This window comes from Bacillus sp. F2HM (genome assembly GCF_019266135.1).
GTDB lineage: Bacteria > Bacillota > Bacilli > Bacillales > Bacillaceae > Bacillus > Bacillus safensis.
Map to the genome: position 1 here is coordinate 57,767 of NZ_LRMO01000005.1, position 24,890 is coordinate 82,656.

Consider the following 24,890-nt stretch of genomic DNA (forward strand, 5'->3'; position numbering starts at 1 on the left):
GTGAAAGACAAAGGGCTAAAATATACTCCATTTTAGCCCTTGTCAACAATTGCAACACCTGCTTACGAGCAGGTGTCTTTTTTTAATATTCTTTCTTTTTATCGTATGTTTCCCATGCTTCAAATGGCGCAAGGGTTTTTTGAGGTGTCAGCTTATAAAATGGTATATTTCTTGATTCGTATTCTTTGTTGATTTCTTCATAAATAAATGAGTCATCAAAACCAGCATCCGCTGCATCCTGATGTCCAGCAGCAAAATACACAGCTTTTGGTCTAGCCCAGTAAATAGCGCCAAGGCACATCGGACAAGGCTCGCAGCTTGTGTATAGAATGCAATCTTCTAATTGGTATGTATGTAGAGTTTGGCACGCTTTGCGAATGGCTGTGACTTCTGCATGTGCGGTTGGATCGTTACTCGTTGTCACGTTGTTGCTGCCCTCTGCAATAATCTGACCATCCTTGACAATGACTGCTCCAAAAGGGCCGCCAGTACCACTATTGACTCCTTCTACTGCAAGATCAATTGCGCGTTGTAAAAAATCTTCGTGATTCATTGTCTTCCTCCCTTTGTTCGACTGACTTCTCTAGTATAAACGAATCATGCTAGAAAAGAAATCATCATAGTAGGAGATCGAACAGGCCAATTTGCGCATAAAAAACCCCTGCTGAGTTCAGCAGGGGAGAGACATTCAATTATGCGTGCTGCGCCAGCTTTTTACGAGCGACTTCAGCAGCTGTGACCATGTTTTTCAAAGCAGCAATGGTTTCAGGCTCTTGTCTAGTTTTTAGACCACAATCGGGATTCACCCAGAAGCGATCTGTCGGACAAACGTTCAGCGCATCATCAATGATTTCGCTCATTTCTTCAACAGATGGAACGCGCGGGCTATGGATATCATAAACGCCTAGTCCAAGTCCTTTCAAATACGGGTGCTTTTCTAAGTAATCGAGGAATCCGCCATGACTGCGTGAATGTTCAATTGTAATCACGTCAGCATCCAAGTCTTCGATGGTATCGACAATATCCTCGAAGTTACTGTAGCACATATGTGTATGAATTTGTGTTTCATTTTGAACGGATGAAGTGGATAAACGGAATGACTCTGCTGCCCAGTTTAAATATTCTGCCCAGTCACTTTCTTTGAGCGGAAGTCCTTCTCTTAGCGCAGGCTCATCCACTTGGATCACTTGAATACCAGCTGCTTCTAAAGCTTCTACCTCTTTACGCAAAGCGAAAGCGATTTGGAAAGCAATGTCTTTGCGAGAGATATCAGTTCTTGGGAAAGACCAGTTTAAGATGGTAACAGGTCCTGTCAGCATGCCCTTGACTTTTTTCTCTGTTAAACTTTGTGCGTAAACTGTCTCTTTCACTGTCATTGGCTCTGTAAACTCTACATCTCCATAAATGATTGGCGGCTTCACGCAGCGTGATCCATAGGATTGTACCCAAGCAAATTTCGTAAAGGCAAATCCGGCTAGCTTCTCACCGAAGTATTCAACCATGTCTGTACGTTCAAATTCTCCATGTACGAGCACATCCAGACCAATTTCTTCTTGAATATCAATCCATCGTTTTGTTTCTTTCTTAATAAACTCATCATACTCTGCATCTGTCCACTCATTTTTGCGCCACTTTTGACGAGCACTGCGCACTTCGGCAGACTGTGGGAAACTGCCAATTGTTGTTGTTGGCAAGAGCGGGAGCTCAAGAGATTCGTTTTGGATACGCAGGCGTTCTTCAAAGGCAGCTGGACGTTTAAAATCTTTCGATGAAAGATTGTTGCGTTCCGCTGTTAGATCCGCATTTGTTCCTTTTGCGAACTCTTTTAAGGTAAGAAGTGCTTGTGCTGCTTCGTTAATATCAGCATCAATGGCAGCTGCTCCTTTTGTTAAACCTTCTTTTAGCAGTGTCAATTCAGCCAGCTTTTCAGTGGCATAAGACAGTCCGTTTAATAGTTTTTCTTCAAGCTGTTCGCTTGGGTGTTTGGCAACTGGCACATGCAGTAAGCTGCTTGATGGCTGCAGCCATACTTCTTTCGGCTGAACGTCAGCAATGACTTCAGAAATAAAGGATAATCTTTCGCCAAGGTCTGATCTCCAAATATTTCTTCCATCAATGACGCCTGCTGCTAAAATTTTATCTTTCGGGAAGCCGTGCTTTTTCACTTGATCAAGGTTGCGCCCTTGATCATGGACAAAATCAAGACCGATTGCTTCAACAGGATATGTGACAAGCTCTTCATACGCATCTACTGAATCAAAGTATGTTTGAAGAAGAATGTTCAACCCAGGTACGGCTTCTTTGATCGTTTGATAGATTTCTTTTACGGATTTTACGTCTTCACTTGAAGCTGTGACAAGTGCAGGTTCATCAATTTGAACCCATTTGACGCCTGCTTCTTTAAGTTCTTTTAAAAGCTGGGTATAAAGCGGCACTAGACGCTGCTGGATTTCTTTCACTTCATTTGCTTCATAACCTTTAGAAAGTGAGACAAATGTATATAGACCAAGTACAACCGGTTTTGTTTCAACGCCAAACGCCTTTTTCACCTTTTCGTAAGCTTCAAGCGGTTTGTTGTGTGTGAGTTTAAATTCTGTGCTTTTTTCGTATTCTGGAACGATGTAGTGATAGTTTGTATTAAACCATTTTGTCATTTCACTTGAGACGGCATCTTTTGTTCCCCTTGCCATCGCGAAGTATGTATCTAGCGGGTCTTTTAAGCTGCGGAAGCGCTCTGGAATCCAATTGAACATAACAGCGGTATCCAGCACGTGATCATAGAAGGTAAAGTCTCCAGAAGGAACAACATCAATTTGTTGATCGATTTGTGTTTTAATGGCAGTTAAAAATTGTTCATCCAGTGTGCTTAAGAGGGTTTCGCGGTCTGTTTGACCTTTCCAGTAAGACTCAAGTGCTTTTTTCCATTCTCTGTTTAAACCAATTCGCGGAAAGCCTAGATTACTTGTTTTAACAATTGTCAATTCCAATTCCTCCTCTAAATATAAAAAGACATTTACGCTCATGATCATGATTGATGAGGTAAATGTCTGGTTTAAAAGACAAAATGTGTGTGCGAAATAAGGCGTGAGTATCACTGACGCTTTTCCGACATCTCCTATCAACCGTAGGGGGTTTGATGTGATAGAGCGGCTGGTATCCTGGCTGGTGAATCTGCAAGCTTTTCATCCTTCCCATCCTAATGACAGTGGATTCATGAGAAAAGCTCTCCTCACTCACAGTGGCGGGACCGCGCCGGATTTTCACCGGTCTTCCCAATTAAAATTCGACGTGTAATCGAATTACCGACTCTCAAACTATGAATTTATTGTGTTCGATTATATAACGTTCACTTCATTTCGTCAAAGTAAATTTTGAATAATTTTAATTAAAAAAATCCTGAGAAAATTCTATCTTTTCTCAGGACCTCTATTTAAGCTATAGAGATAAAAGATCTGCTTCCAATGTTTTTTCTAAAAGGACATCAGGCGCAGTTAAATATAAAAATCCATTCCCTACAAGGGCTTTCGACTGTTTTAATGGGAGGGTTCTTCTGACAAGCTGAGCATAAACCTCAGGCTCTGTCAGCTTGCGCTGGAACGCTTCTTCTTCGGCATTTTTAATAATGGCTAGTGCACCGCTTACGTGAGGGGCAGCCATTGAAGTTCCTGTGAGCCTGCCATATTTATGGTTAGGGAGAGTGGATAAAATGTCTTCTCCTGGAGCGACGAGGTCGATTTCTTTATTGGCGTTAGAAAACTCAGAGGATTCTCTAGCAAGGGAAACAGAACCGACGGCAATGACTTCATTGTATGCTGCTGGGTAGGAGAACTCTTCCGTACGCTCGTCCCCGTCCCCTTCATTTCCTGCTGCGCACACAACAAGCACACCGCTTTTTACCGCATTTTGAATGGCTTCCTGCAGGGCAGGCTCATTGCTTGGACCACCGAGAGACATGGAGATAATATCAACCTTCTGCTCTGCGGCATAGTTGATGCCATCAATGATCCACTCATATTTTCCGCTGCCATTTTCACCGCCAAGAACTTTCACGATGAGAAGCTTGGCTTCAGGGGCAACCCCTAAAATTCCGCCATTTTGATCTGTTGCGGCAATCGTTCCTGCTACATGGGTGCCATGCCCATTGTAGTCTTTTACATTTTCAGCATCTCCATCGTCATCATCGGTAAAGTTCTTCCCACCGATAATCTGATCTTTTAAGTCGGGATGCTCTGTGTCACAGCCTGTATCAAGGACAGCAATGGTTATGCCTTTTCCTTTGAAGCCACTTGACCAAAGTTCGGGTGCTTTAATCTCCTGAATACTTTCCGGCGTCTCTTTCGCTTCCATCACATTGGCTTTTACTTCATACGGAATTAAGCGAATTTCACCTTTCATAAGAAAGCCCTCCTTATTTTGTTTTCAAAGTAGATTCAGGCTGCATAATGTTATTGTATAAAAGAAACTTTTGATCGGAAAGGGTCAATTGTAATAATTTTTCAAATAATCAATCTATTATCAAAAGTGCAGTTCTCCTCACATATTGACGAAAGAGCTCACCTTTTGAAGAAAACTCTTGATATCATATGAAAAAGAAGGAAATGCTGCATAGTGAGGTTGCACCTGTACAGAACAAAATGGGTGAATAGAACTAAAAGAGGCAGACTAAAAAATAATGAGATGAAGTAACAAATTGAGAAGAAGGTTCAAGTTAAATGTTTTTTCTCAAAAATAATTCCCTCCATAAAAAAATAGATGTGAAGATTGTGACTGTTCCAAATAAGAAAGGCAACATATAATAATGGAAAGACAAGCTTGCCTTTTAGATAGGAGAGATAGAGATGAACAAAGGGAAGATACTCGTAGTCGAAGATGAAAAGAAAATCGCAAGGGTGCTGTCACTTGAGCTTGAATATGAAGGATATGAGGTGACAGTCAAAGAGACAGGAATAGACGGGCTTCAGGCTCTTGAAGAAGATAGCTTCGATTTGGTTCTGCTTGACGTCATGCTTCCAGAGTTAAGCGGGCTTGAAGTGCTGAGAAGGGTTCGGAAGACAAATACAGCGACACCTATTATTTTGATTACAGCAAGGGGAAGTGTTCCTGATAAAGTAAGCGGGCTCGATCTTGGGGCGAATGATTATATAACAAAACCTTTCGACATAGAAGAATTATTAGCGCGAATTCGCGCACAGCTAAGGTTGAATATACAGTCACAAGAAGAAAAGGAGACAGAGCTGAGCATAGCAGACTTAACGGTCAACGAGAAAACAAGAGAAATACAAAGGGCTGGGCAAATGCTTGAACTCACACCGAGAGAATATGACCTGCTTGTTCACTTACTGAACCATCAGCAGCAAGTGCTCACAAGAGATCAGCTTTTAACAGCGGTTTGGGGTTTTGATTATTTCGGTGATACAAACGTGGTAGATGTCTATATCCGTTATTTAAGGAAAAAAATCGATTACCCATTCGAAAAACAGCTGATTCACACAGTGAGAGGTGTGGGTTATGTGATGAAAGGATAAAGAATGAGATTAAAAAATAAGATTCAGCTTTATACGTCGTTGTCTTTGTTTTTAATGGTGCTCTTGTTTCATACAGCCATTTATTTTATTTTTTCGATGACCTTGACGCAAAAAGATATGTCCCGCTTGTCTGAGGTGGCTGAAAATATTGCGATTGCTTTAAAAAAATCAGAGGAAGAGGGTCTTCCGTCCTCGGAGCTGCTGAAGGCGTACCTGCCTCAAAATGGTATGATCCGTGTCGTGACAGAAACGGGAGAGTCAAAACTGACTGTCACAAAGGAATCAACGTTTAGCTCACTGCCTTTTACATACGAATCTGGTCAGACAGCAGAAATCAAAGAATACAATAAGCATATGATTGCGTTCGCTGCTATTCCGGTCATTTGGACAAATGGTGAGATTATGTCGCTTCAAGTATATGAAGAAATCGAAAATACGGAAGAGAACTTAGCGTTATTAAAAATGATTTTAATCGCTACCGGCGTTTTGTTTATTGTGCTTTCCTATTTTGCAGGCCACGTTTTAACAAAGCAAATTGTCCGGCCGATTAGCAGAATGACGAGTACCATGAAGGCAAGTATGAAAGAGAAGGCGTTTAAACGAATTGAATTAACAGGCGATTCAAAGGATGAACTATATCAAATGGGACAAACCTTTAATGAAATGTCCGAGATTCTCGAGAAGCATTATGAAAAAGAACAGCAATTTTTGCATGATGCCTCCCATGAATTGAAGACACCGATTACCGTCATTATGAGCTACAGCAATTTACTCAAACGCTGGGGGCAAACACGTCCAGAGGTTGTAGAAGAATCCTCCCAAGCGATTCATGATGAAGCGAAAAAAATGAAAAGACTGACAGATCAATTATTGACATTGGCGAAAAACGGCCAGCCGTTATACTTGGATATGAAGCCGGTTGATCTTGGTCATTTGTGCAAACAGCTATGTCATACACTTGAAGTGGCCACCAATCGAACGATTCAATCTCATGTGCAGACAGATCAGCCGCTGATCGCAGAAGGGGACGAAGAGAAAATCAAACAGCTTTTGACTATCTTAATTGATAATGCGGTCAAATATAGCAGAGAGCCAGTTGATGTGACCTGCGGATGGGTAGGAGACAAGCCATTTATTTCAGTGATTGATCAAGGAATTGGCATAAAAGAAGAGGATCTGCCGAAAATCTTTGACCGCTTTTTCCGTGTGGATGAAGCGAGAAACAGTGAGACGGGCGGAACCGGACTCGGTCTTTCAATTGCGAAGCAAATTGCAGAAGAACATGAGGCCGAGCTGAAGGTAGACAGCCGTATCGGCGAAGGGACAGCCATGACCATTCTTTTTCAGAAATAAATGGGTCTTTTCTCATCAATTTCTCATTTCCTCCTTATAAAATAGGAAATAGGAAGGAGGCGCTGCATGTCTAGAAAAACGAAAATGGTGCTTGCGCTCGCAGGATGTCTTGTGATTCTTGCGGCCTTTGCAATGCTCATGATCCAAACCATTGATCAAAAAATATTAAGTGAAGCAGAAATGAAAAAAATGATCGCAAAAGACTACAATGGAAACATTACACATATTGAGTTAATCAATCATAAACAGGACTATACAATGACGCTGGAAAATGCAAATGGCATCTATCAAATCATTGCATCTTCTGCAAGCGGTCAAATGAAAGAAATTAGACAGTTAAAAAGCTATCAGAAGCCAAATGAAAAAAATGCTGAGCTCCAGGCAGAAGAGGTGGCTGTTAAAAAGGTGAGCGGGACCGTCATTCAAAAAAAGGAGACGTCAGATCGTTTCATTTTTACCATCCAATCAAAAAAAGAATTGTATCAAGTCGAGGTCGACAAACAGTCATTTAAGGTGCTTGAAGCAGAAAAGAAAAAACCAACCTCTAAAGAAAAGAAGCTCACGAAAATCACCGTCGAGGAGGCCATCCAAATTGCCGTCAAAGAAGTTGGAGGAACAGTGGATGATGCTGATCTTGAAACATTCAGCGGTATGCTCGTATTTGAGGTGGAGCTGGATTTGCCTGACGGCAGAGAGGCAGAGGTGCTTGTGAACGCCTATACAGGAGACATTGAGGGCATTACGTACGAAAACTAATCCTTTTCTCATGATATTCTCATGTTTCTTTCCTTCCTTTATCATCTTGTTTTTTTAAGATATAGAAGAAATCAAACAGAGGAGGAAATGAACATGATGAAAAAAGTACTAGTAGCTACAGCATTAACGGGAACTCTTGTCGCAGGTGGTTTCACACTTCAAGCGCAAAATACAAATCAAACAGCAAACGCCGAGCAAGTCGTGCAAAAGAAATCGTCATTTGTTTCAAAGAAACAAGCTGAAAAAGCAGCCTTAAAAGTGGTGAAAGGCTATGTGGACGATGTGGATCTTGAGCGTAAAAAAGGAAAATGGGTGTATGAGGTCGAGATTAAAAAAGGCGGCTTTGAATATAAAGTATATGTCGATGCGAAAACTGGAAAAGCGTTGAATGATCCAGTCAAAGAAAAGAAACAGAACGTGAAGATCACGAAAAAACAAGCTGAAAAAATGGCTCTTGCAAAAGTAAAAGGTACAGTCACCGATTCTGATCTAGATAAAGAAAATGGTGTGTATATCTATGAAGTTGAAATCACAACACCAAACGGCGAAGAAGTTGATTTTGAGATTTCCGCTAAAACGGGCAAAATCCTGAAGCAAGAATGGGATGATTAAGCTATGACCAAACCTTACACTTTCATGTGTAAGGTTTTTTCATTGGGACAAACTACGGGAAAGGAGGCGAGAGAATATGAAGAAAAAAGAAGAAGAGCACACAATGGATCACGCGGAATACGTTCCGCATCCTGATGGAGAAGGATATGCTTTGTTTTTGCATGATTCCTTTCATCTCCTCTCCCAAGAGGATATGAATCAGCCGGAAGAAGAATAAAAAACATGAAAGGGCGATGGCTGAGCTGTCTATCGCTCTTTTTTTGAAAAGTAAGCGAATACATAAGGATACTTGGCATCTTGCTTATTGACATCATTCCGCTTTTTCTGTAATCTCAGTGTGTTAACAATATGAGACTTCGTTAGGTGAGGCTCCTGTATGGAGATACGCTGCTGCCCAAAAATGTCCAAAGACGCCAATGGGTCAACAGAAATCATCGACATAAGGTGATTTTTAATGCAGCTGGATTTGATCCTATGCCATACAGTGCTAAAGCTCTACGATTGAAGGAGCAAGTGTTTATTTTGTCATGCTTACAAAGCGCCTTCATTCGGTTGAAGGTGCTTTTTTATGAGAAAAGGAGGTGTGGGGATGGATCATCCCGATTCGAGACACATAGAGAGTATGTCAAAAGATCAGATTGACGCATCAGACAGAGGAGATCCTGACCCCCGCACATTCTAAGGGATTCGGGTATCTCCTGACTTTGGGGAGGTAACAGCGATGATACAGAACATTACGTACGATGAACTCATTTTAAGAATCATTATTTTATTAAGAGATGGCAAACGCAAAGAATTTAAAAACATTATGGAAGAACTTCAGCCATATGATATGGCCTATTTATTTAAAGAACTTCCAGAAAAACACCGCGGCCGTTTCCTCAGCTTCTTAACAGTCGATGATGTGACGGAAATGATGGGTGAGCTTGAGCGCGAGTACCAAGAAATTGTGCTTGAAAAAGTAGGGAAAGACAAAGCCACCTTCGTCACAAACAAAATGGATAACGATGACCTAGCCAACTTGTTTGATGAAATGGATGATGAGCTGAAAGATCAGCTTTTATCAAACATGGAGGCAGAGGAATCAAAGGCCGTCCAGCTTCTCATGAATTATCCTGCTGAGACAGCAGGCCGGATCATGACCAACCGGTACGTATGGATTCCTCAGCACTATACGGTTCAGGACGCAGTTGTAAAGCTGAAAAGCTTTGCTGAAATTGCAGAATCGATCAACTATTTATATGTCATTAATGATCAAAAGCAGCTTGTAGGGGTTCTGTCGTACCGGGATCTCATTTTAGGTGAACCAGATGAAAAAGTGCAGGATCTTATGTTTACAAGAGTCATTGCCGTTGGAGCCTTTCAGGATCAGGAGGAAATCGCAAAGCTGATTGAACGGTATGATTTTCTTGCTATTCCTGTTGTAGAAGAGAACAATGTCCTGGTCGGAATCGTCACAGTCGATGATATCATTGATGTCGTCATTCAAGAGGCAGGAGAAGACTATGAGAAGTTCGCTGCCTCTGGTAAAGATATTACATTCGACACGCCCGCTTTTGTTGCGGCATACCGCCGTCTCCCGTGGCTCATTTTACTCTTATTCATTGGGCTGATTTCAGGCAGTATTTTAAATTACTTTGAAGATACCCTTCAGCAAGTCGTCGCCTTAGCCTTCTTCATGCCAATGATTGCCGGGATGACAGGGAATACAGGCACACAGTCGCTTGCCGTCGTCATTAGAGGACTTTCAAAAGAAGAATTAACGAAAAAAACCATTATGCGCCTGATTTTTAGAGAGCTCCGAACAAGTATTTACATTGGCATTGTCTGTTCCATCATTATTACAGTCGTCGCAATGGTTTGGCAGGGCAATATGATTTTAGGTTTTGTTGTCGGTTCCTCACTGCTTGCCACACTGATTATTGGAACGATGGCAGGTACGATTGTGCCTATTATTTTACACAGATTAAACGTCGATCCTGCGATTGCATCTGGGCCGCTGATTACAACATTGAATGATATTTTATCACTGCTCATCTATTTTGGTATTGCGACAGCGTTCCTCCATACACTTATGTAGCAAGAAGACTGTAAAACATGACGTTTTACAGTCTTTTTTTGTATAAAGATTGCATATAGCGCTTCCATCCTTTACATTTTAAGGAGAAGGTGGGAGAGAAACATGAAGAAATTCTTATTCATTTTGATGTGTATGCTTTTACTGAGTGCATGTCAAAGGGAGGACGAGGGGAAAGACCGGAGACTAGTGGCTGCAGAACATATGCTTGAAGCCATCACTGAAGGAAATAAAAGAAAAATGGAAGACATCTACGTCGAAGGTGCGGTCCCGAGCCCGGATGACATTCTGAAACTGAAAAAAAAATGGGGCATAGACACGCTTTCTTATAAGGATTTTCAATTGGAAGAAGCCAGCATTCATGTATTCCATGCGAATTATGAAGATGCAAAAACCAGGAAGAAAAAGGCACTTGCCCTGCGGGTGAAAGAAGACCCTGAAAGAGGCGGCGTGCTGATTGATTTTGTAGGGGTTGTAGAAGGTACTGAAGCTTCCTCTAAATAAAAAGAATCGTTCAAAAGAGCGATTCTTTTTTTGTTTAACGATTTTTATACCGAAAGTGTGCGTTAATCTGGCCTTCCAGCATTTTTTTCTTAAATTGTCCGCTTTTTAGGGCTTGTTCTTTTTTCTTCATATCTTTTAAAATTTCAGCTGTCTGCACACCGTCTTCTCGTTTATTGGCGATGTCCATCAAACGTTCAACATCTGCAAAAGAATATTTCCGTGTGCCTCTTGTTGAGCGCTGGGGGTAAATGAGTTTACGTTCCTCATAATATCGGATTTGCCTGACGGAAAGCCCTGTTAACTCACTGACAATCCCGATTGAAATGACTTTTTTATCTTTATAAGATACATCTTCCTGCGTCATATACTCACCCCTGCAAGTCTTTTCTTCATATTATATAGAACGAGAAGTGAAAAAACCTATCGTTTGTTAGAAAATATAACACAAAAACGAAAAAAATGAAAAAATCATGGAAGGAAAGATAACAGAGAGTGTGCAATATATCTTACGGCGGCATATAATCATGGTGAATTGACATAGGAGGAGGAGCATATGATGGAGCAAGCACAGATCATTCGTATGGCAAAAGAAATCATCGCATTAGATGTGAAGAGGGATGAATTGCTTGAGCAATTCATGCAGGCTGCAGGTCAGAATGCACATGCGCTTCTAAGAGCCATGCAAAATGATTTGTATAAGAAGTCTTCATAAGCACCCGATCCAAATCACTTGATAGGAGGGATAATCGGTGCGGCGTATATTAAAAGAAGCTTTAGCAAAGGAAAGACATTATTATACGAAGCAGCTATGTTCATTAGGGGTTTACAGCCCTGATGCGGCCAAGAACATGACAATTAGTGACTTAAAAAAAGAGTATCATTTCTTTTTCAACAAAACAGAGCGCTATCTGTAAAAATCCCTTGAAATGTGCGTATGTCACATAAAGGGTTCTTTTTTTGTGTTTAATATTATAGCAATATTGAATTTTGTAGAAATTTGGCGAATGAAGTGTAAGAAACCATAGATTCTTTACAGATTTTGTTAAAGTGTGTCACATCTTGATGGTTTGCTGAAAAAGCTTTTTTTCGAGATGATTGTGAAAAATAAGAAGGATTTTAAAAGTTTATATCGAAACCTTATACATAACACGAATGGAGTCACTTATGTGGTTGAAAGGGTTTTCAAAAACGTACTTCTATTTTTTACGAAAGGCTCCAACTGCACCGCAAGACAGCCTTGAAGTTAAAAAAATATTATAAGAGGTAGATATGTGATGAGACTATCGTTTAATGAAGAAGAAGTAGAACGCTCAATGACGCTTTACAAGGTTTTTGCAAGAGCATTTAAAAGCGTTTCAGAACACAGTATTAGAGACAGCAAAGAGCATGGATTCAATCCAACTGAATTTGCCGTTCTTGAATTACTGTACACAAGAGGTGCTCAAAAGCTTCAGCAAATCGGCTCAAGACTCCTGCTTGTCAGCGGGAATGTGACGTACGTAATTGACAAATTAGAACGAAATGGTTTCATTGAAAGAGAACAGGACCCCAAGGATAAACGGTCGGTTTATGCCCATTTAACGGAAAAAGGGCGAAGCTATCTTGACAAGATTTATCCGATCCACTCTCTTCGGATTGCGCGTGCATTCTCTGGTCTGACACGTGAAGAACAAGAGCAATTGATTAGTCTATTGAAAAAAGCAGGTATTCACAGTCAGCATTTATTATTTAGATAAAACGAAAAGGTGCCAATGATGGCACCTTTTTTATGTGTCAAGCAGCGCCGGATAGGCGATGAATTTTTCAATATCGCTTGCTGGCAGCGGTTTGGCATAATAAAACCCTTGCAGGTCGTCACAGCCCTGGGCAGATAAAAGCTGAGCCTGTGCAAATGTTTCAACACCTTCTGCTATCACTTCGAGAGATAATTGGTGTCCCATCGCTATAATAGCCCCTGTAATCTGTTCAGACTTTGAATCACTTAAAATATCCTCAATAAAGGATTTATCAATTTTCAGTCGATGAATCGGTAAATCCTTTAAATAGCTTAATGAGCTGTGGCCTGTACCGAAATCATCAATACTAATGCGGACGCCAAGCTGTTTTAGCGACGTTAACACCTGTTTTGATTGCTTGATATTGTCCATTGTCATACTTTCTGTGACTTCAAGCTCCAAGAGTGACGGTTTTAGGTCGTATTTTTTCAGTGTGAGCTTGATCAAATCAATTAAGTCTTCAGAATTGAATTGTTTCGCAGATAAATTGACAGCCACAGGGATCTTCAGCCCATCGTCATACCACATTTTTGCCTGCTTGCCAGCCGTATCAATGACCCATCTGCCAATATCGATGATCAGTCCTGATTCCTCTGCCAGCTCAATAAAAGCCTCAGGTGATTTTAAGGAACCATCTGGTGCCTTCATTCTTAAAAGGGCTTCAACTCCAGTCACCTTTCTTGTTTTGGCACTGACTTGCGGCTGGTAGTGAAGGACAAATTGCTCTCTTTGAATGGCATCCCTCAGCTCCAGCTCCCGGTTTAACCTGTCCTCACTTAATCTTTCCATGGATTCGGTAAAGAACTCATATCGGCTTTGCTTATGTTTTTTGGATAAATACATGGCCATATCGGCTTTTCTCATCAGCTCCATCCCGTCTTTGCCATTTTGCGGAGAGATGGCGATCCCAATGCTGATCGAAGTAATGAGCTGATGGTTCTGGATGAAAAAAGGACGTTCAAATTGATGGATGATATTTTTAGAAAATTGTTCGATTTTATGTGTATCATGATCCATGTGGGGAAAGATCATTAAAAATTCATCACCGCCAAGTCTTGCGATAAAGCCATTGTCCGGTAAACATTGCGTCAGTCTGTTTGCGGCATTTTTCAGCAGTAAATCTCCTATGTTATGCCCGAGTGCATCATTAATAATTTTAAAACGATTTAAGTCCAGAAACAGAACCGCTGTTGATGTTTTTGACTTTTCTTGAGCGGAGAGAACATCATTTAAATGATTGATGCCGTGGCGGCGGTTAGGAAGCTCTGTTAGTGCATCATAATGTGCCATCACATGAATTTCCTTTTCTGCAATCCGTTGTTGCGTTAAATCTTTTAAAACAAGATAAATGCTGTCGAGTGAATTGTTCACATGAACAGGTATGTAAGTGACATGATAATAATAAAAACGATCTGCTGCTTTCAGTTCTGCTTCGCGTGTGATGGCTTTTTTTGACTGAGAAATAAATTCTTCCCACAACTCAGTCGGCATCACATATTGGCTGAGATCATCACCAATCTTAGAATTGCACAACTCTAAGATTTGTTTACCAGAGTCATTTGCAGAAAGAACCTTTCGATCGACAGATAACACGATAATGCCGTCTATATTATGTTTGATAAGCGATTGAAACCGCTGTTCATTTTCTTTCAGTTGATCTGACTGCGTCATGATCCGGTGATCAATATAGGCACCAAAGATCATCAGCGTTTGGACAATAAGTGTCATCAATCCGATGAAAAGCGACAGACTAAAAGGTGACATTTCAAGAAAACCACCTGCAGCAGCCTGTCCATTTGAATGATAAAACATGGTAGAGGCAGCCATACCAGTATAATGCATACCTGCTATAGCACCGCCCATCAACATTGAACCAAGGCTCTTTAAAAGATAATTCTTCTGTTTACTTTTAATGTGCTCAACACGAAAGAAGAGCTTCAATGAAAAGTAGGAGGCAATGGCAGCAATGAAAAATGAAAGAAAAAAGAGGACGGGATCATAGCTGATTGAGACATTGGCCATTGATTCCATTCCAAGATAATGCATGCTGCAAATAGCTGTACCCATGGTGATTGAACTAATGAGCAGCCGTCTTGTAGAGAGCTGCTTTTGAATGCATATTGAAAAAGCGATCAAGGATCCGATAAATGAGGCCAAAATCGATAGAATCAGTAAGGATGTATCATATGTAATGCCAACACGCATTTGAAATGCCATCATGCCAATAAAATGCATCGACCATATCCCCATTCCCATGATCATTGCACCAATGAGCAGCCATACCTTTTTCTTTGCACCGCTTGACTGTGCTACCCTGCTGGCTATATGAAGAGCTGAGTAGGAGGCGACAGCGGCGACAGCGATTGACAGAAAGACAAGCCATCCATTGTAGCTTCCTGTTAAATGGGTCATGTAAGAAAACCTCCTGTATCTTAAAACAGACATATACTTAATATATCGGATCGAATGGCTTCTGTGTTCACCTTTCCTTCACTTAAATACAACAATCAACGTTTTTTTCACCCTTCTTTTATAGTAAAATCAAATTTAATGTAAAAAAACGATAAAAAGCGAATCGTTTCTTCGGTTTTATTCGTTTAATATATGGTGTGATTCTAAAAGAGATAGAATCAGTCAAATGATTATGTGTGAAAGGGATTGATAAACATCGAAGATTTTATTATTTCTTTAGCTGATGCCTTTAAGAACTTGTCATACTTTGGCATCTTCCTCGCATTATGCATTGAATTTGTACCTGCTGAAGTGGTTTTGCCTCTTGCGGGTTACTGGGTCTCAGAAGGAGACATGGCCTTTATCGGTGTTGTGGCGGCCGGCTCTATTGGCGGCGTGGCTGGCCCTTTGACCTTGTACTGGTTAGGACGTTACGGCGGCAGACCCTTTTTAAATAAATATGGAAAGTACTTTTTTATAAAACCTGAGTCGCTTGATAAATCGGATGCTTTCTTTGAAAAGCATGGCGGATTCGTCGCATTCAGCGGCCGGTTCATACCAGGAGTCAGAACGCTGATCTCCATCCCGTGCGGTATTGCCAAGATGAATGTGTGGGTCTTTTGCCTGTATACGTTTTTGGCAATTACACCAATTACGTTTGTGTATGTGTATCTTGGGTTTATGCTTGGGGAGAATTGGAAAGAGGTTGGCGCCATGATAGATCCTTATCTTTTACCAATTGGGATCGGTGTTGTGTTATTGTTTGTTGTCTACCTATTGATAAAACGAAGAAAAAGAAAAACAGAAACGCCAACTGCCTAATCAATGGATCGAACAGAAAGTCACCTGTTGACAATCGAGTGTCTATTGATTATGATATAAGTAATCTAAATATTCTAAATCCCGCCAAAGGGGAGTAGCGTCCGGTTTTTACCGGAAACAAAGTCGTCATTACATGGACTGATGTTCATCGGCTTTGTTGGCATGATTCTACATATCACATGTCTAGCAAGACCTTTGCCATTACAGGCAAAGGTCTTTTTTGCATTCATAAGCCTTTGTCTGTTGTGGGACAATAGATAAAAACAAGGAGGAATGATGATGGATGCAGCCATTATTTTAGAGTACGGGTGGGTTTTGCTCGTACTGATTGGATTAGAAGGGATTTTAGCAGCTGATAACGCGCTGGTCATGGCCGTGATGGTCAAACACCTTCCAGAAAAACAAAGAAAAAAGGCACTGTTTTACGGACTTGCAGGAGCATTTATTATGCGATTTGGTTCTCTGTTTCTTATTTCGTTTTTAGTGGATGTGTGGCAAGTTCAAGCCATTGGTGCCATTTATCTTCTTTATATTTCCATTCACCATATTTTAAAATCGCACGTATTTAAGAAAAAGGAAACAGATACAAACATGAAACAAAGCGGTTTCTGGGCAACAGTCGTGAAAGTAGAGCTTGCCGACATTGCTTTTGCTGTAGATTCCATTTTAGCGGCAGTCGCTTTAGCTGTGACACTGCCAAAAACAAGTCTTCCGCAAATCGGCGGACTTGATGGCGGTCAATTTATTGTCATTCTTTTAGGCGGTATCATTGGTCTTGTTATTATGCGATTTGCAGCAACGGTCTTTGTGAAACTGCTCAAAACAAGACCGAGCCTAGAAACAGCAGCATTTGTCATTGTCGGGTGGGTGGGTGTGAAGCTCACGCTTTATACATTGTCACATCCAGCTATTGGGGTCGTATCGTCTCATTTTATCCATTCAGCATTATGGAAAGTCATTTTCTGGACAGTGCTTCTCGCAATTGCAGCATTTGGCTGGTTTTTATCAAATCCATCAAGAAAAGGCGGGCAGGAAAACGAGGAGAAGCAAGAGGCACGCCTGGGAGAGTAGGTTTTTTGAAAGAAATATCATTTCATTTTCATAACACGTATATTACAAATAAGGGGGAGATACCCCCTTATTTCTTTGCTTTTAGACGAAACATTGTAAAGTAGATGGTGACATACATGTCATAATTGAGTAATAGGAAATGAATTCCTCATTTCTTCCTTTGCGCTTCCCTCATAAATTAGCTATCATAAATGAGTAATATAGGGAGAACTGAGGTGAAACCATTGCTTAGCCTTTTGTTTAAAAAAGGAAAGAAAAAGCAAACATTAGAGCAGTCGGCTATCAGTATTCAACAAGGTGATATCGAACTGCAAAATGCATTAATAGAGCAATACAAACCATTTGTCGCTAAGACGGTTTCATCCGTTTGTAAACGATATATAGATGAAAAAGATGATGAATTCAGCATAGGCTTAATAGCCTTTAATGAAGCGATAGAAAAATACTCTGCCGAAAAAGGAAACTCACTGCTTGCTTTCGCAGAATTAATTATTAAAAGAAAAGTGATTGACTATATTCGAAAAGAAGCAAGGAATGCGCCAACGGTTCAAATGGACCTGCAAGAAAGTGAGAATGGCGAATACTCTCAAAGCATGATTGAAGCAGAGCTCTCGGCAAATGAATATAGGCGTTTAATTGAACAAGAACATAGAAGAGAAGAGATTGAACATTTTAAAGAACGATTGAAAGTATACGGTCTCACGTTTCAAGAGCTGCTTGAGCATTCACCAAAGCATGCAGATGCCAGGCAAAATGCCATTAAAGTAGCCCATACACTCATTGAACACGATGAGCTGAGAACCATTTTATTTCAGAAAAAACAATTGCCCGTCAAACAGCTGGAAAAGTTAGTGGAAGTCAGCCGCAAAACGATTGAGAGAAATAGAAAATATATCATTGCGATGGCGATCATTATGACAGGTGATTATGTGTATTTGAAAGATTACCTTAAAGGGGTGCTTAATTCATGAGAAGAGGCATTATAGTAGAGAAAAACAAAAAATATGTCACGCTGCTGACCCCTGATGGACAATTTCTGCGGACAAAATATGAAGAGCAAAACTATGAAATCGGCCAAGAAGTGACATTTCCAAATGAATCACGTCTCGAAAGAAAAAGAGCCGGTTTTTTTGACCTGCTTCGTTTACGTCCGTTAAATGCAGGAATCCTATCAATAGCTGCGATTATTGTCGTAATTTTTACTATGATGCCATCTTTCTCAAGTCAAAAAGCATATGCGTATATGACAATTGACATTAACCCAAGCTTTGAGCTGAAGCTTGATCACAATTATCAAGTGATCGGTGTCACACCGCTGAATAAAGATGCAAAGCAAGTACTGGCGAGTATGAAGGATTTAGAAAAAAACGACATGACCAAAGTCGTGCAGGAAATTATAGATGACTGTGACAAAAAAGGATATGTGAACCATTCTAAAAGTATTTATATTTCAACCGTTTATGAAAACAAGCAGGACAATACATATAAAACAAACGTAAAAAGCAAAATTAACACCATTTCTGGTGAATATCAAAAACGCAATTATAAGCTGGAAACTGTGGAAAGTGACCTGGAAACAAGAGAAAAAGCTCAAAAGGCAGGCATTTCAACAGGAACATATATTAGAAATCAAGAAATGCAAGATAAAGAACATGAAGACATCAAAAAGGATGAAAACGCAGTAGAGAACGATGCTGTGAAGGAAGAAGATCCTAAGAAACATGATGAAGAACAAGCAGATAAAGACAAACGAGAAGACGTAAAGACAGACGATAGCGAAGAGATGAAGCCAGATCAAGAGGCTCCTGAAGCTGAGGACAAAGAGCAGAAGGAGGCAGAGAGGGAAGAACAAGGATCTGTTCAAAAGCCTCAAAGACCTGATGATGAAAGCAAAGGCAAAAACGTAAAGGAAGAAAAGGATCATTCTTTCGATAAAGAGCAAAAAAAAAATCACTCAACTGACCCTGATGAAAGAAGACAATGGAACGGCACATCACGTGGTGATGCAGAAAAACATGCAAAAAAAAACGGCAGGGATCAGAACAATCCATCCGCTGAACAAAAAAGAGAACATGCAAAGCAAAAAGGGAAAGGTGCACCGTTTCCTTATCGCGAGAACCGGCATGAGCACACATATGAACAATAAAAAACGCCAGATTAGCTCCGGCGTATTTTACCATGTCATTATTTAGATTGATTGCCCATTTGTGATTGAGCCTGTTGAACGAGTCTTTTTGTGATTTCACCGCCAACAGAACCGTTTGCACGTGAGACTGTATCTGAACCGAGAGTGACGCCAAATTCTTGCGCGATCTCGTATTTAAATTGATCTAAGGCTTGTTCTACTCCAGGAACAAGAAGTTGATTTCGATTTGCCATGTCATATTCCTCCTTTCACCTCATGTTTGTTGCGCCTTCTTATTTTGAAAAAAACGGCGTGCAATTATGCTGGCAATTGCTGTACAAAAAAACCGAGGTGATGGAGGTCACCTCGGTTCTTATTTATCCCTTATTCAGCTGCAGCGTATTTAACATCATTTCTTGTGCGGTACTTTGCAAATGAGAAGTAAAGACAGAGAAGACGGTAGAACTGATAATGCCTTTAATCAAATGCCATTGGCTCTTCGTCAATTCTGTAAACTCGTCATGGAGCTTATCTGTCTGCTCTTCGGTTATTTCTCGTAAATTTGTTTCCTTTAATGGAAATTGAGTATGGTGATAAATAAAATCAAGGACGTGCGCATAAGCTTCATAAAAACGGATTGGACTAATAATATCATCTGTTCGATCTGTGATGGTGTTAAATAAGGCAGATAAGATCATACGAATGGTATCGAAGTCAAAAACTGATTTTAAATCCCTGACAATTAGTAAAATCACGACCTGATCAATAGAGTACTTCTTGCCAAGCTCTGGATGGCCAATCATATCTTTAATATCACGTTTGATCCAATTTTGAATCGCTGTCGATTTAAGAGAAGTCAGCTCACACAAGTTGCCAAGCTCAACAATTTCATTTGTAGAAAGACCATGCTCTGATTTTTGCTTCCGCCGTTCGAGCTTCTCAAAAAAAGACGGGATCTTTAATTCATCATAGTCATGATCCTTGCCATTTTTTACAGATAGTTTCAAAAGCTGAAGCGGAGTCAGATCTCCCTCTCCTTTTAGAGAATACAGAAGTCTTGTCATGTCAATTCTCGTTAATTTAAAAGTAACCATGTTCCACCTCATTTGTACGTCAAAACGTGATTATTGATCTAATTCAACATCATAGTCTCTTTTTGATGAAAATGCAAAATAAACTCAAAATCAGACCTGTGCGTCACAATTTGTTCACTTTTCTGCTGGGACAAATGTCGTAAATATTGATGTGACGGGGCTTTAGCCGTTATGATAAACAGAGAAAGGGATTCCTTTTTCCTTGCAATTTGAGAGGTTTATTTTTATAATTTTATTAATAAGTTCATTTGAACTTAATATGACAGCGGAGGTTATGTATGGGTAAGAGAATATTTCTGTTTATATTAACGAACATTCTTGTTATCACTACGATTGGTATTGTACTGTCGGTTATTAGTGCAGCAACTGGTGTTGGTTCTTATATAGGAGCAGACGGAAGACTTAATATCCTTTATCTTCTTGTATTCAGTGCAGTTGTTGGTTTTGTTGGCTCGTTTATGTCACTTGCAATGTCTCGCTGGATGGCAAAAATGATGATGGGTGTACGTGTGTTAAATCCAGAAAAGGATTCATTAACATATGATGAGCAGCAGCTTGTTGACCGCGTGCACAGACTTTCAAGAGCAGCAGGCCTTTCTAAAATGCCTGAGGTTGGTATTTATCAATCATCTGAAGTAAATGCATTTGCAACAGGTCCTTCTAAGAGAAGATCACTTGTTGCGGTATCAACTGGATTGCTTCATGAAATGGATGATGCAGCAGTTGAAGGTGTAATCGCCCACGAAGTCGCTCACGTTGCGAATGGTGACATGGTGACGATGACGCTGCTTCAAGGAATCGTCAACACGTTCGTTGTGTTCCTTTCAAGAATTGCGGCATGGATCGCTAGCCGTTTTGTTTCACGCGAAGAGCTTGTGCCGATTGTTCACTTTATCGCTGTGATTGTTTTCCAAATCATTTTCTCTATCCTAGGAAGCCTTGTCGTATTTGCATATTCTAGACACCGTGAATTCCATGCAGACCGCGGCGGAGCCGACCTTGCAGGTAAAGATAAAATGATTCATGCGCTTCGTTCACTTGAGGCGTACACGTCAAGAATCAAAGATGATGATCAAACAGCAGTTGCTACGCTGAAAATCAGCGGTAAACGAAAAGCTTCTCTTTTCTCAACACACCCTGATTTAAACGAAAGAATCAGAAGACTAGAAGCAAAATAAGAAAGAGGAATAGACATTCTTTAACAGGATGTCTATTTCTTTTTGATGAAAAAGAAAATAAAGCATAAAATAGCTTTAAAATCATGTCTCTTTTCATTAAAATGATAAAGGTATTCGAAAAGATAGATAAAAGAAGGAATGACAATGAATCCTATAAAAAAGCTAATTGACCGGCTGTCAGCGTTTCAGTTGATTGCCCTTTATTATTTTCTTGCTGTGACCGTGTCGTTTATTCTTCTCAGCCTGCCAGTGGCTCATCAAGAGGGAGTCAAATGGACATTCATTGATGCCTTGTTTACAGCGGTAAGTGCGGTAAGTGTTACAGGACTGACTGTTGTCGACACCTCACAAACATTTAGTGTGGCAGGGATGTGGATCCTTGCGTTTGTTCTGCAAATCGGAGGAATCGGCATTATGACGCTTGGTACCTTCGTATGGCTTGTCATGCGAAAAAGAATTGGAATTAAAGAAAGAAAGCTTATCATGGCAGATCAAAACCAAAGCAATTTATCTGGAATTGTGAAACTAATGAAGCAGGTCTTATATTTAATTTTGCTGATTGAGTTTGTCGGCGGGCTGATTTTAAGCATGTATTTTCTCAAGTATTATGATGTGCAAAGCGCTTTCTTACATGGCTTCTTCTCAAGTATTAGTGCGACAACCAATGGGGGCTTCGATATTACAGGGAGTTCTCTTATCCCTTACAAAGATGATTATTTCGTCCAGTTTATTACGATGCTGCTGATCATCTTTGGAGCAATTGGTTTTCCTGTGCTTGTGGAAGTGAAGGATTATTTGTTCAATCAGGATCGAAAGCACGCATCGTTCTCATTGTTTACAAAAATCACAACGCTCACATTCGGCGGCCTTGTCGTTGTCGGAGCGATTGGAATCTATGCACTTGAAGCAGGGTTTAGCTTCGTAGGGAAAAGCTGGCATGAAATCTTGTTCTATTCTTTGTTTCAATCGACTGCAACAAGAAGCGGGGGGCTGACAACGTTAGATATTACACAGCTGACGGAGCCGACGCTTTTATTTTTATGTATGCTCATGTTTATCGGGGCTTCCCCAAGCTCTGTGGGGGGCGGAATTCGGACAACTACGTTTGCCCTTAATTTACTTGCCTTGTTTCATTTTGCTAGGGGAAATAAGTCCATTAAAATCTTCAAGAGAGAGCTTCATCAAGCGGATATTAATAAATCCCTTATGGTAACCATGATGGCCTTTATTTTGGTCTTTGGCGCTACGTTCCTGTTATCCTTAACAGAGCATAATACACTTCTTGAAAATTTATTTGAAGTTTGCTCTGCTTTCGGAACAACGGGGCTGTCGCTTGGGATCACCTCAGATCTCACTGTGTTCGGTAAATGTATCATCATGGTGGTCATGTTTATTGGCCGGATCGGCATTCCAAGCTTTTTATATTTAATAGGCCGAAGAGAAAGCGAAGCAAATTATCATTATCCGAAAGAGCGCGTGATCATTGGCTAAACAGCATTCAAATGGAATGCTGTTTTTTTATTTCCATTATCTAACTGGCTAAATCACATGAGATGTTCGCAATCTATAGGTAAGAGGTGAATGAGACGTGCTGGATGTAATATGGAAAGCAATTGTCATGCTGCTAGTTGGTACCTTGCTGCTGAGAATAGCAGGGCCTAAATCCATTAGTCAATTAACTGTGCAACAAACAGTGATTATGATTTCAATCGGATCGATTATTATCCAACCCTTTATTGAGCATAATTTACTTGAAACGATTTATGCTGCCTCTACATTTATCATTGCACTCGTCATCATGGAAAAATTGTCTATCCGATCTGATTTCTTTGAAAAATTGGTTTCAGGGAAATCTGTGGTCATTTTGCAGGATGGAGCAATGCTTGATCACAAGCTGAAGAAAACGAGGCTCACAAGGGATGAATTCAAAATGCGTTTAAAGCAGCAAGGCATCACTGACATCAGCAGTCTCAAAAAAGCCACGCTAGAAGCCAATGGACAAATTGGCTACGAGTTAAAACCTGAGGAAAAGCCAGTGACGGTCAAGCAAATGAAGGAACTCCTTGACCAATTAAGAGAAGAACTAAACCTGTCAAAAAAGGACTGAATGCAGATGAAAAGAAAAGCAGCGAAAAATGAAGCATTAACAAATAATATGACGCCGACAGAAAGCATGGCACATGATCAAGGACAAACTCAATTTGACGAACAATCAAGAGATCGTCAGGCAAACCGAAATTCTCATAAAGGGAAACAAGGGGGAGCATCTCGTGACTAAGAAGCATGTAAAGAGCAAAGAGATGAAGGACCATAAAAAGCCAATGGACCCAGATATTTTAGAAGAGGAATTTGGCAGTGAGCTTGGAGATATTAACAGCAGCAAATGGATTGATACATTGGTGAAGCCAAAGAAAGATGCTGCATGTCAGCAGAATAAGAAATAGAAAAAACGATCCATGAAGGATCGTTTTTTATTTGATATAACTCCCTTGCCTGCCAGTGATCGTTCGCATGAGATGGGTCATTTTGAGCTCGATCACTGGCTGTGCAACGGTTTTAACAAAAGTGCTAGACAGTGTAAAGGTTAACAGAATGGTCAGCAGCAATAAAATGAGTACACTTGCTGCATTTAGTGCCCAGTCATCAAACCAAGTGGTTCTTAGCAGCTTGATCACAAAGCCATGTAATAAATAAACATATAACGTTCTTGTTCCCCATTTTGTAAAGAAGAAACGGCGTGTTGGAACTAATGCAAAGAAGCTGAATGTAGCGCCAAATGCAAGCAAGTACCATGCCATTCGTTTCATCGCCGCAATCATTCCTTCATCTCCTAGAGAAGCATACGACTTTGAACCAAATAAGAAGGAATAATCAAATTCATAGAAGTAGCAAAACAGGAAGACAGCCATTAATACAAAAAGTGCTGCCATTTTTCCTTTGCTTGTACGGATGAATTCAAAATGCTGCTTTTTTAAATAAAATCCAGCTAAAAACATAGGCAAAAAGACAAACGTACGTGATAAGCTGAGTGTATTGCTGATGCTGTCCACATAACCGACAAGTAATGCAATCGATAAACTGACGATCATCGCCCAGTGGAACGGCAGTTTTGAAAAAGGAATGAGCAGCAAGTTCCAAAAGAATAAACTAATTAAAAACCATAAGGACCATTGCGGATCAATTGGATTTAAATTGGCCATGCTTTGTTCCTGTAATAGGTAATAGTAAACCGAATAGATCACCTGAAAGATTAAATATGGGATGATCAGCTTAACGGCGACTTTTTTCATAAAGCCCGGTTTTCTAAACCCTTTTGCAAAAAAGCCAGAAACTAAAATAAAGGCGGGCATGTGAAAGGTATAAATAAATTTGTATAAATAGAGCATCCAATCATTATCATGAATGAATGATCGTAACAAATGACCAAAAACAACTAGAAAAATCAGAAGGAATTTCGCATTATCAAAATAACTGTCTCGTGAAGATGCCATAACATCACCTTTCCTGCTCGATTTCAAACATAAATGTTCTAAGTGCACTGTTCCCT

At 40.3% G+C, this 24,890-nt stretch carries 27 protein-coding genes and 3 riboswitches; of the genes, 19 read left to right on the forward strand and 8 right to left on the reverse strand.

Annotated features, from left to right (window positions below; all coding sequences use genetic code 11):
* Positions 1–82 precede the first annotated feature (82 nt).
* The 3 genes from guaD to AWT60_RS03720 all read right to left on the reverse strand — a co-directional run bounded on the left by guaD (position 83) and on the right by AWT60_RS03720 (position 4,395).
* Positions 83–553 carry a guanine deaminase gene (gene guaD / locus AWT60_RS03710; protein ID WP_075622897.1) on the reverse strand — a complete coding sequence of 157 codons (471 nt, stop codon included), beginning with the start codon at positions 551–553 and terminating at the stop codon, positions 83–85.
* Between the two features lie 139 nt (positions 554–692).
* Positions 693–2,981, reverse strand: a complete 2,289-nt coding sequence (gene metE, locus AWT60_RS03715) for a 5-methyltetrahydropteroyltriglutamate--homocysteine S-methyltransferase (RefSeq protein WP_046310735.1) — start codon at positions 2,979–2,981, stop codon at positions 693–695.
* Between the two features lie 150 nt (positions 2,982–3,131).
* A riboswitch (cobalamin riboswitch) is annotated at positions 3,132–3,323 on the reverse strand.
* Between the two features lie 112 nt (positions 3,324–3,435).
* Positions 3,436–4,395: a S8 family peptidase gene (locus AWT60_RS03720; RefSeq protein ID WP_024424648.1), complete on the reverse strand. Its 960-nt coding sequence runs from the start codon at positions 4,393–4,395 to the stop codon at positions 3,436–3,438.
* 443 nt (positions 4,396–4,838) lie between these two features.
* On the opposite strand from AWT60_RS03720, the gene AWT60_RS03725 reads away from it, so the two are divergent.
* The 7 genes from AWT60_RS03725 (at position 4,839) to AWT60_RS03755 (ending at position 10,827) form a co-directional block, all read left to right on the forward strand.
* Entirely contained in the window at positions 4,839–5,525 is a 687-nt protein-coding gene (locus AWT60_RS03725) for a response regulator transcription factor (protein ID WP_163115227.1), read from the forward strand.
* 3 nt (positions 5,526–5,528) lie between these two features.
* Positions 5,529–6,878, forward strand: a complete 1,350-nt coding sequence (locus AWT60_RS03730) for an ATP-binding protein (protein ID WP_041105992.1) — start codon at positions 5,529–5,531, stop codon at positions 6,876–6,878.
* A gap of 66 nt (positions 6,879–6,944) precedes the next feature.
* A complete protein-coding gene (locus AWT60_RS03735) occupies positions 6,945–7,634 on the forward strand; it encodes a PepSY domain-containing protein (protein WP_218676910.1) in 690 nt (229 codons plus the stop codon).
* A 93-nt stretch (positions 7,635–7,727) separates the two neighbouring features.
* Positions 7,728–8,246, forward strand: coding sequence for a PepSY domain-containing protein (locus tag AWT60_RS03740; RefSeq protein ID WP_087975550.1), 519 nt, complete (start codon positions 7,728–7,730; stop codon positions 8,244–8,246).
* A gap of 76 nt (positions 8,247–8,322) precedes the next feature.
* Entirely contained in the window at positions 8,323–8,463 is a 141-nt protein-coding gene (locus tag AWT60_RS03745; protein ID WP_087975549.1) for a hypothetical protein, read from the forward strand.
* Between the two features lie 131 nt (positions 8,464–8,594).
* Positions 8,595–8,759, forward strand: a riboswitch (M-box (ykoK) riboswitch).
* Between the two features lie 208 nt (positions 8,760–8,967).
* On the forward strand, positions 8,968–10,326 hold the full coding sequence (gene mgtE / locus AWT60_RS03750) for a magnesium transporter (RefSeq protein ID WP_039178033.1): 1,359 nt from the start codon (positions 8,968–8,970) through the stop codon (positions 10,324–10,326).
* 102 nt (positions 10,327–10,428) lie between these two features.
* Complete coding sequence (locus AWT60_RS03755; RefSeq protein ID WP_218676911.1) at positions 10,429–10,827, forward strand: metal ABC transporter substrate-binding protein; 399 nt, start codon at positions 10,429–10,431, stop codon at positions 10,825–10,827.
* 34 nt (positions 10,828–10,861) lie between these two features.
* Here the strand turns inward: AWT60_RS03755 and AWT60_RS03760 are convergent, their stop codons facing one another.
* Entirely contained in the window at positions 10,862–11,191 is a 330-nt protein-coding gene (locus tag AWT60_RS03760; RefSeq protein WP_024424656.1) for a MerR family transcriptional regulator, read from the reverse strand.
* Positions 11,192–11,383: 192 nt separating this feature from the next.
* On the opposite strand from AWT60_RS03760, the gene AWT60_RS03765 reads away from it, so the two are divergent.
* From AWT60_RS03765 to AWT60_RS03775, 3 genes are all read left to right on the forward strand, one after another.
* Entirely contained in the window at positions 11,384–11,539 is a 156-nt protein-coding gene (locus tag AWT60_RS03765) for a hypothetical protein (RefSeq protein ID WP_087975683.1), read from the forward strand.
* A 37-nt stretch (positions 11,540–11,576) separates the two neighbouring features.
* Entirely contained in the window at positions 11,577–11,741 is a 165-nt protein-coding gene (locus AWT60_RS03770) for a hypothetical protein (RefSeq protein WP_041106000.1), read from the forward strand.
* A 357-nt stretch (positions 11,742–12,098) separates the two neighbouring features.
* Complete coding sequence (locus tag AWT60_RS03775) at positions 12,099–12,563, forward strand: MarR family winged helix-turn-helix transcriptional regulator (protein WP_087975546.1); 465 nt, start codon at positions 12,099–12,101, stop codon at positions 12,561–12,563.
* 30 nt (positions 12,564–12,593) lie between these two features.
* On the opposite strand, the gene AWT60_RS03780 is transcribed toward AWT60_RS03775, so the two are convergent.
* Positions 12,594–15,014, reverse strand: a complete 2,421-nt coding sequence (locus AWT60_RS03780) for a bifunctional diguanylate cyclase/phosphodiesterase (protein ID WP_218676912.1) — start codon at positions 15,012–15,014, stop codon at positions 12,594–12,596.
* 246 nt (positions 15,015–15,260) lie between these two features.
* On the opposite strand from AWT60_RS03780, the gene AWT60_RS03785 reads away from it, so the two are divergent.
* The 4 genes from AWT60_RS03785 (at position 15,261) to AWT60_RS03800 (ending at position 19,092) form a co-directional block, all read left to right on the forward strand.
* Complete coding sequence (locus tag AWT60_RS03785; protein WP_025092317.1) at positions 15,261–15,875, forward strand: DedA family protein; 615 nt, start codon at positions 15,261–15,263, stop codon at positions 15,873–15,875.
* 77 nt (positions 15,876–15,952) lie between these two features.
* A riboswitch (yybP-ykoY riboswitch) is annotated at positions 15,953–16,123 on the forward strand.
* Between the two features lie 31 nt (positions 16,124–16,154).
* Positions 16,155–16,946 carry a TerC family protein gene (locus tag AWT60_RS03790; protein WP_024426821.1) on the forward strand — a complete coding sequence of 264 codons (792 nt, stop codon included), beginning with the start codon at positions 16,155–16,157 and terminating at the stop codon, positions 16,944–16,946.
* Positions 16,947–17,161: 215 nt separating this feature from the next.
* A complete protein-coding gene (gene sigI, locus AWT60_RS03795; RefSeq protein WP_202739131.1) occupies positions 17,162–17,917 on the forward strand; it encodes an RNA polymerase sigma factor SigI in 756 nt (251 codons plus the stop codon).
* Positions 17,914–19,092: an anti-sigma factor domain-containing protein gene (locus AWT60_RS03800; RefSeq protein WP_041106004.1), complete on the forward strand. Its 1,179-nt coding sequence runs from the start codon at positions 17,914–17,916 to the stop codon at positions 19,090–19,092. The genes sigI and AWT60_RS03800 overlap by 4 nt, the downstream gene beginning before the upstream one ends.
* Before the next feature lie 38 nt (positions 19,093–19,130).
* On the opposite strand, the gene AWT60_RS03805 is transcribed toward AWT60_RS03800, so the two are convergent.
* The gene (locus AWT60_RS03805; RefSeq protein ID WP_024424662.1) at positions 19,131–19,325 is read right to left on the reverse strand and encodes an alpha/beta-type small acid-soluble spore protein; all 195 of its coding nucleotides are present in this window, start codon (positions 19,323–19,325) and stop codon (positions 19,131–19,133) included.
* 123 nt (positions 19,326–19,448) lie between these two features.
* On the reverse strand, positions 19,449–20,165 hold the full coding sequence (locus AWT60_RS03810; protein ID WP_041106007.1) for a DUF1836 domain-containing protein: 717 nt from the start codon (positions 20,163–20,165) through the stop codon (positions 19,449–19,451).
* A gap of 278 nt (positions 20,166–20,443) precedes the next feature.
* Between AWT60_RS03810 and htpX the strand changes: the two genes are divergently transcribed.
* From htpX to AWT60_RS03835, 5 genes are all read left to right on the forward strand, one after another.
* Positions 20,444–21,343, forward strand: a complete 900-nt coding sequence (htpX, locus tag AWT60_RS03815) for a protease HtpX (protein ID WP_024424664.1) — start codon at positions 20,444–20,446, stop codon at positions 21,341–21,343.
* Between the two features lie 144 nt (positions 21,344–21,487).
* Positions 21,488–22,834 carry a TrkH family potassium uptake protein gene (locus tag AWT60_RS03820; protein ID WP_080652937.1) on the forward strand — a complete coding sequence of 449 codons (1,347 nt, stop codon included), beginning with the start codon at positions 21,488–21,490 and terminating at the stop codon, positions 22,832–22,834.
* A gap of 97 nt (positions 22,835–22,931) precedes the next feature.
* Complete coding sequence (locus AWT60_RS03825; protein ID WP_024426825.1) at positions 22,932–23,450, forward strand: DUF421 domain-containing protein; 519 nt, start codon at positions 22,932–22,934, stop codon at positions 23,448–23,450.
* 6 nt (positions 23,451–23,456) lie between these two features.
* Complete coding sequence (locus AWT60_RS03830; protein ID WP_087975542.1) at positions 23,457–23,621, forward strand: hypothetical protein; 165 nt, start codon at positions 23,457–23,459, stop codon at positions 23,619–23,621.
* Positions 23,614–23,787, forward strand: a complete 174-nt coding sequence (locus AWT60_RS03835; protein WP_162860202.1) for a hypothetical protein — start codon at positions 23,614–23,616, stop codon at positions 23,785–23,787. Before AWT60_RS03830 ends, AWT60_RS03835 begins: the two co-directional genes overlap by 8 nt.
* Positions 23,788–23,814: 27 nt before the next feature.
* On the opposite strand, the gene AWT60_RS03840 is transcribed toward AWT60_RS03835, so the two are convergent.
* Positions 23,815–24,834 (reverse strand): acyltransferase family protein, encoded by a 1,020-nt coding sequence (locus AWT60_RS03840; protein ID WP_218676913.1) that lies wholly within the window; start codon positions 24,832–24,834, stop codon positions 23,815–23,817.
* Positions 24,835–24,890 lie beyond the last annotated feature (56 nt).